The organism is Sandaracinaceae bacterium, assembly GCA_020633055.1.
Lineage (GTDB): Bacteria > Myxococcota_A > Polyangia > Polyangiales > Houyiibacteriaceae > JADJJE01.
This window is the reverse complement of the sequence record JACKEJ010000009.1, coordinates 590,538-605,892: the sequence shown is the minus strand read 5'-3', so window position 1 is coordinate 605,892 and position 15,355 is coordinate 590,538. Positions and strand designations below refer to the sequence as shown.

Annotated in this window: 12 protein-coding genes; 8 read left to right on the top strand and 4 right to left on the bottom strand. The window is 70.7% G+C overall.

Annotated elements, in window-relative coordinates:
- Positions 1–210 precede the first annotated feature (210 nt).
- Both H6726_22570 and H6726_22565 read right to left on the bottom strand, forming a co-directional pair.
- Positions 211–1,719, bottom strand: a complete 1,509-nt coding sequence (locus H6726_22570; GenBank protein ID MCB9660446.1) for a transposase — start codon at positions 1,717–1,719, stop codon at positions 211–213.
- Between the two features lie 306 nt (positions 1,720–2,025).
- Complete coding sequence (locus H6726_22565; protein ID MCB9660445.1) at positions 2,026–2,910, bottom strand: AEC family transporter; 885 nt, start codon at positions 2,908–2,910, stop codon at positions 2,026–2,028.
- 224 nt (positions 2,911–3,134) lie between these two features.
- Between H6726_22565 and H6726_22560 the strand changes: the two genes are divergently transcribed.
- Positions 3,135–5,198 carry a DUF3604 domain-containing protein gene (locus H6726_22560; GenBank protein MCB9660444.1) on the top strand — a complete coding sequence of 688 codons (2,064 nt, stop codon included), beginning with the start codon at positions 3,135–3,137 and terminating at the stop codon, positions 5,196–5,198.
- Entirely contained in the window at positions 5,195–5,953 is a 759-nt protein-coding gene (locus H6726_22555; protein ID MCB9660443.1) for a sulfite exporter TauE/SafE family protein, read from the top strand. The genes H6726_22560 and H6726_22555 overlap by 4 nt, the downstream gene beginning before the upstream one ends.
- 7 nt (positions 5,954–5,960) lie before the next feature.
- On the opposite strand, the gene H6726_22550 is transcribed toward H6726_22555, so the two are convergent.
- Positions 5,961–6,653, bottom strand: a complete 693-nt coding sequence (locus H6726_22550; protein MCB9660442.1) for a TVP38/TMEM64 family protein — start codon at positions 6,651–6,653, stop codon at positions 5,961–5,963.
- Between the two features lie 77 nt (positions 6,654–6,730).
- On the opposite strand from H6726_22550, the gene H6726_22545 reads away from it, so the two are divergent.
- Entirely contained in the window at positions 6,731–7,807 is a 1,077-nt protein-coding gene (locus tag H6726_22545) for an MBL fold metallo-hydrolase (protein MCB9660441.1), read from the top strand.
- 12 nt (positions 7,808–7,819) lie between these two features.
- Here H6726_22545 and H6726_22540 read toward each other — a convergent pair whose 3' ends face one another.
- Positions 7,820–8,125, bottom strand: a complete 306-nt coding sequence (locus H6726_22540) for a hypothetical protein (GenBank protein MCB9660440.1) — start codon at positions 8,123–8,125, stop codon at positions 7,820–7,822.
- 525 nt (positions 8,126–8,650) lie between these two features.
- Here H6726_22540 and H6726_22535 point away from each other — a divergent pair.
- From H6726_22535 to H6726_22515, 5 genes are all read left to right on the top strand, one after another.
- On the top strand, positions 8,651–9,562 hold the full coding sequence (locus tag H6726_22535) for a MaoC family dehydratase N-terminal domain-containing protein (GenBank protein ID MCB9660439.1): 912 nt from the start codon (positions 8,651–8,653) through the stop codon (positions 9,560–9,562).
- Positions 9,563–9,593: 31 nt separating this feature from the next.
- A complete protein-coding gene (locus H6726_22530) occupies positions 9,594–11,015 on the top strand; it encodes a 3-oxoacyl-ACP reductase (GenBank protein MCB9660438.1) in 1,422 nt (473 codons plus the stop codon).
- 2 nt (positions 11,016–11,017) lie between these two features.
- Complete coding sequence (locus H6726_22525; GenBank protein ID MCB9660437.1) at positions 11,018–12,361, top strand: acetyl-CoA C-acyltransferase; 1,344 nt, start codon at positions 11,018–11,020, stop codon at positions 12,359–12,361.
- 254 nt (positions 12,362–12,615) lie between these two features.
- Positions 12,616–13,707 carry a serine/threonine-protein phosphatase gene (locus H6726_22520; GenBank protein MCB9660436.1) on the top strand — a complete coding sequence of 364 codons (1,092 nt, stop codon included), beginning with the start codon at positions 12,616–12,618 and terminating at the stop codon, positions 13,705–13,707.
- A gap of 11 nt (positions 13,708–13,718) precedes the next feature.
- Entirely contained in the window at positions 13,719–15,335 is a 1,617-nt protein-coding gene (locus H6726_22515) for a hypothetical protein (protein ID MCB9660435.1), read from the top strand.
- The last annotated feature ends 20 nt before the right edge of the window (positions 15,336–15,355 follow it).

Below are 15,355 nucleotides of genomic sequence, written 5' to 3'. Positions count from 1 at the left end.
GCCCATAGGAAGCATGAACCCCATCCTGGACCAGAATTCGACGTAGGGAAATTGTTTACATAATGTAAATTCTGCGCAGCACGCTGTGGCTCAGCGCGCATGAACCTCTTTGGCACGCTGCAGGGTGCCAAAGAGGGGCTCCAAGGGGTAGTCCGGGGCTGAATTCGGCGCTTCGGACGGAGGGATGCCTGGCGAGGGTGCCGTGGGCGCTCACCAGGGATGGTCGGATGCGTCCTGGGAGTACTCGTCTTGGAACAGGTCGAGCTGGGTGGCTTCGTCGGGTTCGAAGACGATGTCGCCCGGGGTCGGCGGGGACGGTCCGGCGCGGGGGTCGGGCAGGGGGTGACCTTGATGTTGGAGGATGGCGCGGATGCCGGTGGCGCTGAGGACCGTGGCGACGTGTCGCATGCGGCCGCCGCAGTGGGGGCAGGCGAGGACGTCCAAGCCGAAGCTATGGCGCATCAGCTCGGCCCAGGCGGTGTTGCGCGGGCGCAGGGCGGACGCGGTCTTCCGCGCGCGCTTGGTGACGGTGACGCCGGGGCGCTGATAGCTCACGGCGTGGGGGCGCAGGCGCGCGTTTGCGGCGAGGATGCCGCCGTACAGGAGGGTGTTGGCGGCGGGCGGGGGGACCAGGGCGGCGAGGCGGTCGATGAACCTCGCGCGGCTCATGCGGATGTGGGTGGTGCCGTCGCGCCAGGGGGTCTTGAGCTCGAGGACGACGCTGTCGGCGTGCAGGGTGAGGCGTTCTTCTTTGAGCGGCGGCCGAAGGATGTAGCGGACCAGGCGCTCGAGCTCGGCGCGGGCGCCGGGACGGACCGTGACGTGAGCGTCGAGGTCGAAGCCTTCTTCATGGGCCTTTCGGCGCATGAACGCGTTGGGGCCGCGGGGGTCGTGGGTGCGCACGCGCCAGGCGCCCCGGTTGAGCACCCCGTCGCTGTAGAGCTCGCCCATCCCCGGGAGCAGGAGGGTGCGCGCGTGGTCGTTTTCAGGCTCAGCCAGGCCGCGCTGCTGGACCAAGCGCGTGACGCGCGCCTTGATGTCGGCCACCAGCGCCTCGAGCTCGCTCGCCGTGGGTGGGAGCGCTTCCAAGAAGCGCAGGGTTCCGTCGCTGCGTTCGACGAAGGCGCCATCCAGGTACACGGCGTGAAAGTGGACGTTGAGGTTCAGGGCGCCGCCAAAGCGCTGGATGGCCATGATGCTGCCGGACTGGGCGTCGTCGTTGTGGCCGGGTGGGCCCACGCGGCGGGCGCGGGCCTTGTAGAACGCGTCGATTGCCCGCCGGGCGACGCGCCAGACGGCCAGGGTGAGGTCGTGGTCGAAGGCCATGTGCCAGCGGAGCTCGTGCGGAAACGAGAGCACCCACTGCCGGGTGCGTACCGGTGGGAGCACGTGCTGCACCAGGTGCCTGGCTTGATCGGCCATGCGGCGGCCAATGCAACGCGGGCAGAAGGCCCGTTGTTTGCAGCTGAGGGCCACCAGCCGACTCTGCGCGCAGTCGTCGCAGCGAAAGCGCGCAAAACCATGGACGAGCACGCCGCAGCGCAGATAGCCGCGCAGGGCCTTGGCCACGAAGGCCGGCGGCGGGCGAGCCTCGCGCGAGGCGAAGTAGGACGAGAGGCTTTCGCGCAAGAGCTGGTGCAGGGGCCCGGTGGTCGGGTCACGGGGCCGATACTCGTGTGTTGACGCGCCCGAGGGCGCCGCGCGGGCCGAGAACGACACCGTCCGCGATGGTGCGCGCGGCGATCCGGGGCGTGGAGGCCCATTTACCGACCGCTGCCACGCGCTCTCGCTGCGGTCCGCCAGCGAGCGGGCGGCGACCGCCAGCCGCCGTCGGGAAGAGCCGAACGTCGAGCCCGACGCCACGCTGGAGATACAGCGTGGGGTGAGAAGCGTGACGGGTGAATCGACCTCTACTTCGAGTTCCGGCAGATCCGCGACTTCAACATCCGCGTCGGCCAGTACAAGCTGCCGAGCAACCGCGTTCGACACCCGCGCCCGGATCGACAAACCACCTGCGGCGCGCGCTCAGCGCACGACGTAGAGCAGCGCAGGGATGGTCACCATCGCCATCAGCGTGCTGATGAGCACGATGCTCGCCAGCTGCCCAGGGGCCCGGCCGTAGCGCTGCGCGAAGAGGTAGTTGAGCACGCCCACGGGCATGGCCGACTCCATCACCAGCACCTGTCGGGTGAGCCCACGGATCTCGAACACCGCGCACAGCGCGAACGCCACACCCGCGCCGATCGCGATGCGCGCGAAGGACAGCCGCAGCGCGCGCCCCACGTTGGCGGCGTGCATGGTGGAGAGCGACGCCCCCAGCGTGAGCAGCATGAGCGGGATGGCGAAGTCGCCCAGGAGCTTGGTGCTGGCGAGCACCCAGAGAGGGATGGGCACGCGCAGCCAGAGCAGCAGCACCGTGACGACCACCGTCCACGTGAGCGGGGACTGCACCAGCGGACGCCACGAGAACTGCCCGGCGAACAGCGGCCCGCCCAGCACCACGTGCGCCGTGGAGCTCACCGCGAAGTAGGCCATGGCGAGCGCCAGGCCCTGGTCGCCGAACGCGAAGAGGCACACGGGGAGACCCACGTTGCCCGAGTTGGAGAACACCAGCGGACCAAGGTAGGTGTGGGCCGGGAGCCGCAGCGCCCGAAGCAGCGCGTAGCCCAGCACGGCGAAGCCGAGCATGGCCGCGGTCGCAAGCCCCGCCATGCGCAGCAGCACGTCGGCCGGGACCGTCAGCCGCACCAGGCTGTGAAACACCATGGCCGGTACGCCCAGCTGGAGCACCAGGCGCGACGTGGCCGCGTGGTCGAACGCGCCCCCGGCCTTGACCCACCCGTAGCCGATCGCCGCGATCACGAACACGGGCGCGACGACGCCGAACAGATCCGTGAGCGCAGCGAGCATGCGCCGGAGGCTGGCAGCGCCACTCCGCGCGAGCAACCCACGCGAGCCGTCCCGCGCACCGCCGCGCCACGAAGGGCCCCGGTGCGACGCAGGAACCCTACGCGACGAAGGGCACCGCAACGCCCCAAAACGGACGTGGTTCCGCCCGCAACGCGCGGACGACGCGAACACGAGGGTTCCGTTTGGGGGTTGCCTTGGCGCTTGCCATACTCCGCGGCGCCGCGATGCCGCACCTCCGCACACGCCTGCCTGCGTCCGTTCGAGCGACCACGCTGGTGCTGCTGACCCTGGCCGCGTGCGGGCGGACGCCATCGCGGACCTCCATGTCCGAGGCCGCGCTGAAGGTACGCGCGCCCGCCGTGCCGCACACGGTCGAGACCCTCGGACGCTGCGCGCACTTCGACCCCGAGCGGCAGGTGTTCTTCGGTGACCTGCACGTGCACACGCAGCTCTCCCTCGACGCGAACATGCAGGGCACGCGGCTGACGCCCACCGACGCGTACCGCTTCGCGCGTGGCGAGGCCGTCGGCATCGGGCCCTACGACGGCGATCGCGCGACGCGCATCGCCCAGCTGCGGCGCCCCCTCGACTTCGCCGCGGTCACGGATCACGCGGAGTTCCTCGGCGTGGTGGGGGCGTGCTCGGATCGCTCCGGCCCAGCCTACGACCGCCGCGGCTGTCGTGCCTTCCGCAACCGCGAGCGCAGCGCGTTCATCATGCTGCACAGCTTTCTCACGGGCAGCGGCAGCCTGGTGCGCGACCCGTTCCTGTGCGGCTGGGGCGCGGCGACGTGCATGCAGTATCAGGCGTCCGTGTGGGTGGACCTGCAGGACGCGACCGAGAGCGCGTACGACAAGTCGAGCGACTGCGGCTTCACCACGCTGCACGCCTACGAGTGGTCAGCGACCCCGAGCGTCTCCATCCGCGTGGCGGCGAACCTCCACCGCAACGTCATCTTCCGCAACAACATCGTGCCCGCGCTGCCCGCGGACTACGTGCGCGCCAGCAGCGTCGAGGCGCTGTGGCGGAGGCTCGAGCGCGAGTGCCTGCGCACCGGCGAGGGCTGCGACGTGCTCGCCATCCCGCACAACAGCAACCTGAGCGCCGGGATCATGTTCGCGCCGTGGGAGAACGGCGCGCAGCGCTTCTCGGTGGAGCACGCGCGACGCCGGGGCTACATGGAGCCGCTGGTGGAGATCTACCAGCACAAGGGCGCGAGCGAGTGCGTCCCAGGCGGGCTGACCGGCGACGAGGACTGCGGCTTCGAGGTGCTGCCCTACGGGGACCTGGCCTCGGCCGCGCGCGACCGGCCGAGCAACATCCGCCCGGAGTCGTTCGTGAGGTACGCGCTCGCCACCGGCCTCCAGGTGCGCCGCGAGCTGGGCGAGAACCCCTTCCCGCTCGGCTTCATCGCCAGCACCGACACGCACCTGGGGCTCGCGGGGGCCGTCGACGAAGACGCCTTCCTGGGGGGCGGTGGCGCGGGCGAGGGCGCCGACGCACAGAGCGAGGACGCCGCGTTCCCAGACGTGATCTACTTCGGCGGAGGCGGCCTCGCCGCGGTGTGGGCGGAGGAGAACAGCCGGGAGGGCATCTTCGGCGCGCTGCGTCGGCGCGAGACCTACGCCACCAGCGGCCCGCGCATGGCCGTGCGTGTCTTCGCCGGCTGGGAGCTGGGGGACGCCTGGTGCGAGCGCCCCGATCGCGTGAGCCACGCCTACGCGACGGGCGTGTCCATGGGCGGCGAGCTGGGTCCCGCCCCCGCGGGCGTGCGTGCGCCCACCTTGGCGATCAGCGCGCTGCGTGACCCCCAGGGCGCGCGGCTGCAGCGCGTGCAGGTCATCAAGGGCACGCTCGCGCCCGACGGAACGCCGCGCGTGGAGGTGTTCGACGTGTACGGCTCCCGAGACACGGGCCGTGACCTCGACATGAGCACCTGCGAGCCCAGCGACGCGGGCGACGATGAGCTGTGCGCGACGTTCACCGACCCCTCGTTCGACCCGGACGAGCCTGCGTACTACTACGTGCGGGTGATGGAGGTCCCCACCTGCCGCTGGACGACGCAGATCTGCGTGCGTGAGCACTACGACTGCGCCGGCACCCGACCGATCGACGTGGCCTGCTGCGCGCCCGAGGTGGGCCTGCACCCCGAGTCCTGCGTCGACGTGCGCTGCACCCCCGGCAACGCGGCCCACCGCTGCTGCGACCCGCGCACGGTGCAGCCCGCCATCCAGGAGCGCGCCTGGAGCAGCCCCATCTGGTACTTCCCGCCGGGCGGCACGCCATGACCCCCACGCAGATCGTCGGAGCCGCCCTCATCGTGGTGGGCGGCTCGTTCGTGCAGACCATCGCGGGCTTCGGCATGGGCCTCTTCTCGGTGCCGCTGCTGCTCTACCTCGGGTTCCCGCTGTCGGACGCGGTGGCGCTCGCGGTGGGTGCGGGCCTCGTACAGCTGCTGATCGGCCTCCGCACCGTGCACCGCGAAGTGGCCTGGCGCGAAGCCAGCGCCATGGCGCTCATCCAGGCCCTGTTCGTGCCGGTCGGCATGATGGGCATGCAGCTGCTCGAGGACGCAGGCCCGGCGCGCGTGAAGCAGGGCGTGGGCGCGCTGCTGTTCACGGTGCTGGCCGTGCGCCAGTTCTGGCGCCCGGTGCCGCGCGACAGCTTGCCGCGCATCTGGACCGTCATCGCGGGGAGCGTCAGCGGCACGCTCGCGGGGCTCGCGGGCATGGGGGGTCCGCCGCTCGTGTTGTACGCGCTGGCCCACCGCTACAGCATCGACCGCTACCGCGCGTTCCTGTGGAGCCAGTTCGCCCTGATCGTCCCGGTCATGGTCATCACCCTCGGGCTGCGCTTCGGGTGGTCGGTGCTGCTCGCGTTCGGGCTGGGGCTCGTGCTCACGCCCTGCCTGTGGGTGGGGGCCCGCATTGGGATGCGCGTCAGCGCGCGCTGGGAGGTGGCCACGGTGCAGCGCATCGCCGTGGGCCTCTTGTATGTCATCGCCATCTCGGGCGCGCTGGGCCCCTGGCTGGCCGCCCGCTGACGCCCCCTCACTGGGGAGACGAGGTCGTGGCCGCGCGCGCCTCGCGGTTCACGGCGCACCAGCGGAGGAAGCCGCCCAGCAGCACCAGCACGACGAGCGCCAGACCCACCACGCCCCAGACCTGCGCCGGGATGTCGGCGAACCACTCGAACAGACGCTCGCCGAAGAACGCCGTGGCGAGCAGAGGCAGCGTGTAGCCCACCAGCGAGCCCCAGAAGTGCGTCCAGAAGGGCACGCGGGAGACGCCGAAGAACGCGTGCAGCGCTTGTGGCATCCACAGCAGGAACCGCAGCGTCGCGACCGTGAGGAAAGCCCGCCGCTCGAGCGCCGCCTCGTAGCGCTTGAAGCGCTCGGGGACCCGCGCCGCCACCCAGTCACGTGCGATGAAGCGCGAGAACGAGAAGCCGATCACGCTGGCCGCCATGGTGCCCGTCATGCTGAGCGCGAACGCCTCGGGCCAGGGCCAGAGGATGGGCGCCACCAGCACGAAGATGGTGCCCGGCACCCCAAAAGGCTGCAGCAGCGCGAAGGCCACGACGAAGGCCAGCTGCCCGAACGCGCCACGTTCGACGATCCACGTGCGCAGCTGCTCGGGCTCGGAGAGGGCGCGCAGCACGCCCAGCTGCTGGGCGGCCAGCAGCCCGAGCGCCACGAGCGCCAGCAGGGCGATCTTCTGCGCACGTCGGGGTTTTTCGCCCATGGGAGGGGCCTCGGGATGGGTCGTGGGGGTGTCGGTCACGTCACGCTCTGCTCTCTGTCGCGACCAACCCTGCCGCCGTGACTCAACATTCTGCCCCGACCGCCCCATCGTCAACCACGGACAGCCCGCTCCTCTCGGGCCTTCGCCTCGAGCGCGCGCGCGCGTCCCGGCTCTTCGGGGCCGATGGACGCTTCCACAACCCCAGCGGGCTCGGGCCCCAGCTGCAGGGTCCCTCGTGGCCCGTGATGCGCGACTTCCTGTTCGGTGGTCAGCGTCGACGCCCCGACCAGGCGCTCCCGGTGGAGAGCCCGCGGGACGTCTGGACGCGCCCGGTGGACTCCGGTCTGCGCATGACGTGGCTCGGTCACAGCACGGTCCTGATCGAGCTCGACGGACTGCGCGTGTTGACCGACCCGGTCTTCGGCGAGCGCGTGTCGCCGGTGTCGTTCAGCGGGCCCAAGCGCTTCCACCGCACGCCGGTCACGCTGGCACAGCTGCCACCCCTGGATGCGGTGCTGCTCTCCCACGACCACTACGACCACCTGTGCGCGGCGAGCATGCGTCAGATCGCGAAGCTGCGGGTGCCGGTCATCACCTCGCTGGGCGTCGGCGCGCGCCTCGAGGCGTTGGGCGTCGCGCCGGACTGCGTCGTCGAGCTCGACTGGTGGGAGCACTACACGCTGCCCGGTGGCGAGCTGCGCTTCACGGCGACCCCGGCACAGCACTTCTCGGGGCGCTCGCTGCTGGACCGCAACCGCACCCTGTGGGCCTCGTGGGTCATGACCACGGCCAACCGGAACGTCTTCTTCTCGGGCGACACGGGGCTGACCGACGAGTTCCTGGAGATCGGTCGGCGCTTCGGTCCGTTCGACGTGGTGATGGTCGAAATCGGCGCGTTCCACCCCTCGTGGGGCAGCATCCACCTGGGCCCCGAGAACGCGCTGCGCGCCTGCGAGATGCTGCGAGGAGAGGCGCTGTTCCCCGTGCACTGGAGCACCTTCGACCTGGCCTTGCACGCGTGGGACGAACCCGCCGAGACGCTGGTGACCCTGGCCGCGGCGAGCGGTCAGCGGGTGCTCACGCCGCGCCTCGGGCGCCCGTTCGAGCTACCCCACGTCGAGAGAGTGGACCCGTGGTGGCGGGCTCTGCGGTGAGTCGGTATCACCTCAGCCCTCACCGGACGATTTCTTGGTCGACGAGCCTTCGCGCGCCACCAGCACGCCCCCGCAAGCCGCGCAGCACACCTCGAGCTCGCCCCCCGCGAGCCGCCGCGTCGTCCGCCGCCGCTCCCCCGGACACCGCGGACAAGCCACCACCGCGCGCGCCCGCCGCACCATCTCCTCGAGAGCCACCACATCCACGTCCGGCCGCTGCGTCACGTCCCCATCATGACCCATCCAAGCGCCCACCACACCCATCTCCCACGAGCCCATCCCGAACCACCCGCTCAACCCGAGCCCCACCACACTCATCGACCACGGAGCCCATCCCGAACCACACGCCCACGCTGCGTCACACCAGCGCCAACCACACCCATCTCCCACGAGCCCATCCCGAACCACACGCTCAACCCGAGCCCCACCACACCCATCCCCCACCGAGCCCCTCCCGAACCACACGCTCACCGCCAGCCCCACGCGCCACCAAGAGACCCCACCCGCACGTCGCGCTCCCACCCCGAGCCCCGCGCGCCCACCGACCAGACGTCACCCGGGCGGAGGAGCGGGACCAGGGTCGTCCGGGTGTCGGGGGGGCCCCATTTCGCGCGCCAAAGGCGCGCAGAAATGGGGGAGGCACCGCAGGGAGCGCCAGCGCGACCGAGCCCGGTCGACCCTGGTCCCGCTCCTCCGCCTCGATCCCGCCCCCGTCCAGCCAAAGCCCGCGACCCGACCCGACCCAAGAGGAGCGCCCGACTTGCACCCGTCTCTACCGAATGGTAGGGAACTCCAGACCGAGCGGTAGGCTCTCCACCGCATCGCGAACCATAGGAGTGACCCATGGGGGTATCGACCCGATATGTGCTGAATCAAGGCCCGGTGCTGGGAGCGCTCGGACGTGCCGCCATGGCGGCGGTCAAGAGCGGCAAGAAGTCCAGCAACGGCGCACCCACACAGATCCCCGGGCGCGAGCTGCGTGAGCGCATCCCGCCACGCCCCGCGGACATGGTCCAGGACTACATCCGGCACGTGGGCGGTGACCCCTCGGCCTACCGCAACCAGGTGCCCGCGCACCTGTTCCCGCAGTGGGTCTTCCCCCTCCAGGCGCGCGGCCTCGAGGACGTGAGCTACCCCATGCAGAAGGTGCTCAACGGCGGCTGCCGCATCGAGTTCAACGCGCCCATCCCCGCCGGCGAGGCGCTCAACGTGAGCTGCCGCCTCGAGGGCATCGACGACGACGGCAAGCGCGCCATCATCCACCAGCGCGCGGTCACCGGCACGGCCCAGCGCCCCGACGCCGTGGTCACGCACGTCTACGCGTTCGTGCCGCTCGGAAGCAAGAACAAGGGCGAGAAGCCCGCGCCGGGCGCCAAGAAGAAGGCCGCTCCCCCGCGCGTGCCCGAGGACGCGCGCGAGATCGCGTTCTGGAACATCCCCGTCACGGCCGGCCTCGACTTCGCGAAGCTCACGGGCGACTTCAACCCCATCCACTGGATCGCGCCCGCCGCGCGCGCCGCCGGGTTCAAGAACGTCATCTTGCACGGCTTCGGCACCCTCGCCCGCGCCATCGAGGGCATGAACCGCGCCCTCTTCGCGGGCGACGTCTCGCGCCTCGCGTCCATTGACGTGCGCTTCACCCGGCCCTTGGTTCTCCCCGCGAAGGTGGGGCTGTACGTTCGCGGCGACGAGGTCTTCGTCGGCTCCGCGAAGGGCGGTCCCGCCAACTTGGTCGGCACCTTCACCACGCGCTGATTCACCTCAAGCCACCACGGAAACAGAGATCATGAGCGACCTCCTCCTCGACAACGAGCAAGCCCGCAAGCTCATCAAGACGCTGGGCCTCCCCCTCCCCGTCCCCGAGCGCCTGCGCCGCGCCAAGAGTCCCTACGAAGAGCGCCCGCTGGAGGGCAAGGTGGTGCTGGTGGGCGGTCACGCCGCCATGCGCGACAGCCTCGCCGCCTCGCTCACCAAGATGGGCGCCGAGCCCATCGTGGTCGGCGACGAGGACGACGCGAAGTCGTTCCGCCGCGCGGGTGAGGCCTGGGGCCGCCCGGTGCGCGTGGTGGCTCCCGGCGAGGCCCCCGAGGACGTGCGCGTGGACGCGATGGTCTACGACGGCACCGGCGTGCGCGGCCCCGAAGAGCTGAAGGGGCTCTACGAGTTCTTCTCGCCCTACATGCGCAAGCTCAACAAGGGTGGGCGCTGCGTGGTGATCGGCCGCCCGGCCGCGCTCGCGGGCACGCACAGCGAGAGCGCCGCCGCCGCGGGCCTCGAGGGCTTCGCCCGCAGCCTGGGCAAGGAAGTCGGCGCGAGCGGCGCCACGGCCAACAGTGTGTTCGTCGAGAAGGGCGCCGAGGGCCGCGTGGACGCCGTGCTGCGCTTCCTCCTCTCGCCGCGCTCGGCGTTCGTCACCTGCCAGCCGTTCAACGTCAGCAAGGACACGAAGGGCGACGACGCCCCCACCACGCAGCCCCTCGAGGGCAAGGTGGTGCTGCTCACCGGCGCCGCCCGCGGCATCGGCGAGTCCACGGCGCGCATCATGGCGGCCGAGGGCGCGCACGTTGTGTGCCTCGACCTCCCGCGCGACGACGAGCCCCTCAGCAAGGTGGCGCGCTCCATCGGCGGCTCCGTGCTGCTGGCGGACATCACCGACCCGGACGCCCCCGAGCTCATCTGCAAGGAGCTCAACGAGCGCTTCGGCGGGGTGGACATCGTCGTGCACAACGCGGGCATCACCCGCGACAAGCTGCTGGCCAACATGAAGCCGCAGCTGTGGGACATGGCCGTGGACGTGAACCTCGGCGCGGTCATCCGCATCACCGAGAAGCTCGTCGCCAACGGCGTGCTCAACGACGGTGGCCGCGTGATCTGCCTCAGCAGCGTCTCCGGCATCGCGGGCAACCGCGGCCAGACCAACTACTCGGCCAGCAAGGCGGGCATCGTGGGCTTCGTGCAGAGCCTCGCGCCGCAGCTGGCGGCGCGCGGCGTGACGGTCAACGCCATCGCCCCCGGCTTCATCGAGACGCGCCTGACCAGCGCCATGCCGGTCGGCATCCGTGAGGGCGCGCGTCGCTTGAGCGCGCTGGGCCAGGGCGGCCACCCCGAAGACGTCGGGCAGGCCATCACTTTCCTTTCAACCCCGGGTGCCGTGGGCATTACCGGCAGCGTGCTGCGCGTCTGCGGCGGCGCACTAGTGGGAGCATGAACATGGCAGCCAAGAAGAAGACGACCACCGCGAAGAAGACCCCCCCCAGCAGCAGCGAGGTCCCCAAGGGCCGCCGCGCCGTCATCATCGGCGGCGTGCGCACGCCGTTCGTGCGTGCCTTCGGCGAGTTCATGCTGCTCGACACCATCGCGCTCGCGGGCGTGGCCACCAAGGCCCTGCTCGAGAAGACGCAGGTCCCGCGCTCGGAGCTGGACGGCATCGTGTGGGGTGGCGTGATCCTCCCCACGCTGTCGCCCAACATCGCGCGTGAGGTGGCCCTGGATCTCAAGCTCCCGGCCGGCGTCGAGGGCTACACGGTCACGCGCGCCTGCGCCTCGGGCCTGCAGGCCATCACGGACGCCGTCTCCGCCATCGAGCGCGGCGACGCCGACGTGCTCATCGCGGGCGGCTCGGACAGCACCAGCAACGCGGCCGTGGCCCTGCCCAACAAGGCCGTGCACGCGCTGGCGCCGCTGGCGTTCGGCAAGGCCAAGGGCATGCAGGACTACCTGGGCGTGCTCTCGCAGCTGATGCCCATCACGGACATCCTGCCCGCCATGCCGAAGATCGCCGAGCGCACCACCGGCGAGGTCATGGGCGAGTCGGCCGAGAAGATGGCGCGCCGCAACGGCGTCACGCGCCAGGAGCAGGACGCGCTCGCGGCCCGCTCGCACCGCCTGGCGGCGGAGGCCGTCAGCTCCGGGCGCTTCGAGAACGAGGTCATCCCCGTCGAGACCAGCAAGGGCTGGGTACACGCGGACACCATCATTCGTGGCGACACCAGCGAGGAGAAGCTGGCCAAGCTGCGCCCGGTGTTCGCCAAGGACGGCACCGTCACCGCCGGCAACGCCACGCCGCTCACCGACGGCGCGTCCTGCATCCTGCTCATGAGCGAGGAGAAGGCCGAGGCGCTGGGCTTCACGGGTCTGGCCGCCTTCCGCAGCTGGAGCTACGTGGGTGTCGACCCGACCGATCAGCTGCTGATCGGGCCCGCCATCGCCATGCCGCGCGCCCTCGAGCGCGCCGGCCTCGAGCTGGCCGACGTGGACCTGGTGGACATCCACGAGGCCTTCGCCGCCCAGGTGCTCAGCGTCACCAAGGCCATGGAGAGCAAGGCGTTCTGTGAGGAGCGCCTGGGCCGCAGCACGGCCGTCGGCGCCATCGACGACGCCAAGTTCAACGTGCACGGCGGCTCCATCGCCATCGGCCACCCCTTCGGCGCCACCGGGGCCCGCATCGTCACCACCATGGCGAACGAGCTGGCCGCGAGCGACAAGGAGACCGCGGTCATCGGCATCTGCGCGGCCGGCGGTCTGGGCGCGGCGGCCGTGCTCGAGCGCGTCTGAAGCTGGGCGGACGGCCTGGGTCATGGACCCGGGCCATTGGCAAAAAGAGCAGAGGGTCGGCCAGGTGCCGGCCCTCTGTCATTCCATCGGGCTCATGGGTGGGACGGGACGGGTCACGGGGGCGCGACGGGGAGAGACGCCGCAGCGGCGCACACGCGCGCGGGCGGACCGTGTGACACCCGCGATGGATTTGTACCCCTGCGGAAGCATTCCAAAGCGGAGGTGTTCCGTGATACTCGTACGGGTCAACACCCATGAGCGAACTGAAAGTCACACTCTCGGCGCGGACGGACGTCGGACGGGTCCGGGGCCACAACGAAGACGCGTACATCGCGCTGGACCTGACGCGCGCCGACGTGGCCGTGGGCAACGGCGAACTGGTCGAGCTCGACGTGGGTCCGCAAGGCGTGCTCGTGGGCGTCTCGGACGGCATGGGCGGCTCGCAAGCGGGCGAGATCGCGAGCGCGATGGTGGTGCAGTCGCTGGACCAGTCGCTGCGCGCCGAGAGCCACAGCTCACCCGACGACATCCTCAAGGAAGCGGTCGAGCGCGCCAACCGTGAGGTGCACGAGGCTGGGCGCGAGCCGGGCCGCTCGGGCATGGGCGCTACGTTGACGGCGGTGCTGCTGCGCGACAGCCACGCGCACATCGCGTCCGTCGGCGACTCTCGCGCGTACCTGCTGCGCGAGGGGCGCTTGCGCCAGATGACGCGCGACCAGAGCTACGTGCAGGTGCTCTTGGACGCCGGGCTCATCAAGGAGCAAGAGGCCGCGCACTCGGCGTTCAGCAGCATCATCCTGCAGAGCATGGGCCAGAAGGAGGACGTCCAGGTCGCGCTCGGGCGCCTCGAGCTGCGCCGCGGCGACCGCCTGTTCATCTGCTCCGACGGCGTCACCGGGCACCTGCCCGACGCCGACCTCGCCGAGCTGCTGAAGTCCACCGACAGCCTCGACGTGATCACCCAGCGCATCGTGGACCTCGCCAACGAGCGCGGCGGGTCCGACAACATCACGGCCGTGGTCGCAGACGTGAGCGGTGGGAAGCTGCGACGCGTCGCAGGCCCGGAGACGGTGACGCAGACGTTCCAGGTCATCTCCGAGTTCGCGAGCCCCGTGAAGAAGTCTGGTGACGCTGCGGCGCCAGCCACCAAGGCGCCTGCTGTGGCGCCCCAGACGGTCGACCCCAGCGGCTGGGAGGACGAAGCCGCAGCCAGCAAGGGCTCCGAGACGACAGCAGCGACGCCCAGCTCCCCCACGTCCAGCACTGGCAACGCCAGTTTGGTGTTGGGCTTCGTGGCCTTGGTGGTGGTCGCGGCCGGCGTCGGCTACTGGCTCTTCGCGGGCTGAGGAGAGACGGCATGAGCAAGAGCGAGCTCGAACTCCGCCTCTCTGCCCTAGAGGCGCGCGTGCAGCACCTCGAAGCCCTGCGGACGCTGAACGCGGACACGGACGACGCCATCGAGACGGCCCTCCGTGAGCGGCTCCCGCTGGAGCAGACGCTCGCGCGCGTGATGCCGCTGCTCATCGCGCACACCGGCGCGCGCTCCGCGTGGATCCAGACCTTCGACGAGAACCTCGAGCTGCGCGACTTCTGCTTCGGCACGGACGCGCCGCCGGCGGAGGCGCTCGAGATCACGCAGGCCGCGCGCACGCGCGACAAGTACCGCAACGTCTCGGCCGAGCGCTCCGTCGTAGGACAGCGCGTGGACGTCGCGGGCGAGAGCTTCGGCGCCGCGGCCCTGTGGTTCGACGGTGAGCGCGACGAGGACGCCTGCGAGGCCATCGAGGACGCGCTCGAGACGTGGTGCGAGGAGCTCGACAACTACCTCGCCGCCATCGCCCAAGCCCGCAAGAAGCTGCAGATCCTGCGCGCCACCAGCGAAGCCCTGAAGGAGCCGGTGCTGGACGACGGCATCCGCAAGGCCATCGACGTGCTGCAGCGCAACGTGCCGTTCGACGACATGCTGCTGGTGTTCCGTCAGGAGGAGGACCAGCGCGGCGTCAGCCTGAACTACAAGATCATCCAGGCGGGCGTGCTCACCCACGATTCGCGCACGCCGGCCGACATGGAGGTCGACGACTTCATCCGCAACGAGGCGGCCGAGATGATCCGCGGGCGCTCGCGCGGCTTGCTCGCGCGCTTCGGTATCGAGACCTTCCGCGAGGAGGTGCTCATCACGGGCGTGCGCGACGAGCGTGTGCTCGGGCGCGTGGTGGTCACCAGCGCGCGTGGCGAGTTCAACACCTTCGACCGCGACCTGCTGGAGCGCTTCGCGGACGCGCTGCGCCAGCGGGTGGTGGACTTCAACCGCGAGTGGAAGCACCTGTCACTGTGCTTCCCGCCCGACACCGTACGCCGCCTGCTCCAAGAGGAGGACTACACCGCCCGCTACCTGGTGCCGCGCGAGCGCAACGTCGCCATCCTGTACTGCGACATCTCGGGCTTCACGCGCATCAGCGAGCAGGTGCTGGGCGAGCCCGCCCTGATCGGCAAGCTGGTGGATACGTGGAGCGCGCGCGTGGTGGACATCGTGTGGGAGACGGGTGGCATCTTCGACAAGATGGTGGGCGACTGCATCATCGCGCTGTGGGGCCCGCCGTTCGACGAGATCTCGGCCGAGGACGCGTGCGCGCGCGCGCTGGACGCGGCCAAGCGCATCCGCGACTACACGCGCACGCTCAACGACGGCGTGGCGCTACCCGAGCTGAGCGGCATGGACGCGCCCATCGGCGTGGCCACCGGTCTGAACTTCTGCCCGCTCTTCGTGGGCCTCTTCGGCCCCAACGAGGCCTACACCGGCTTCAGCTCGGGCATGAACAACACGGCGCGCTTGCAGGGCGTGGCCACGCGCGACGAAATCCTCTGTATGGACACGTTCGTGAGCACGCTGGGCAGCGACGAGGGCTTCGGGCCCGAGCAGCTGGCGCAGGTGAAGAACGTGGCCGATCCGCTGCGCTATCGGAAGCTGGGCTGAGGCGCTTTCGCGTTCGCTGT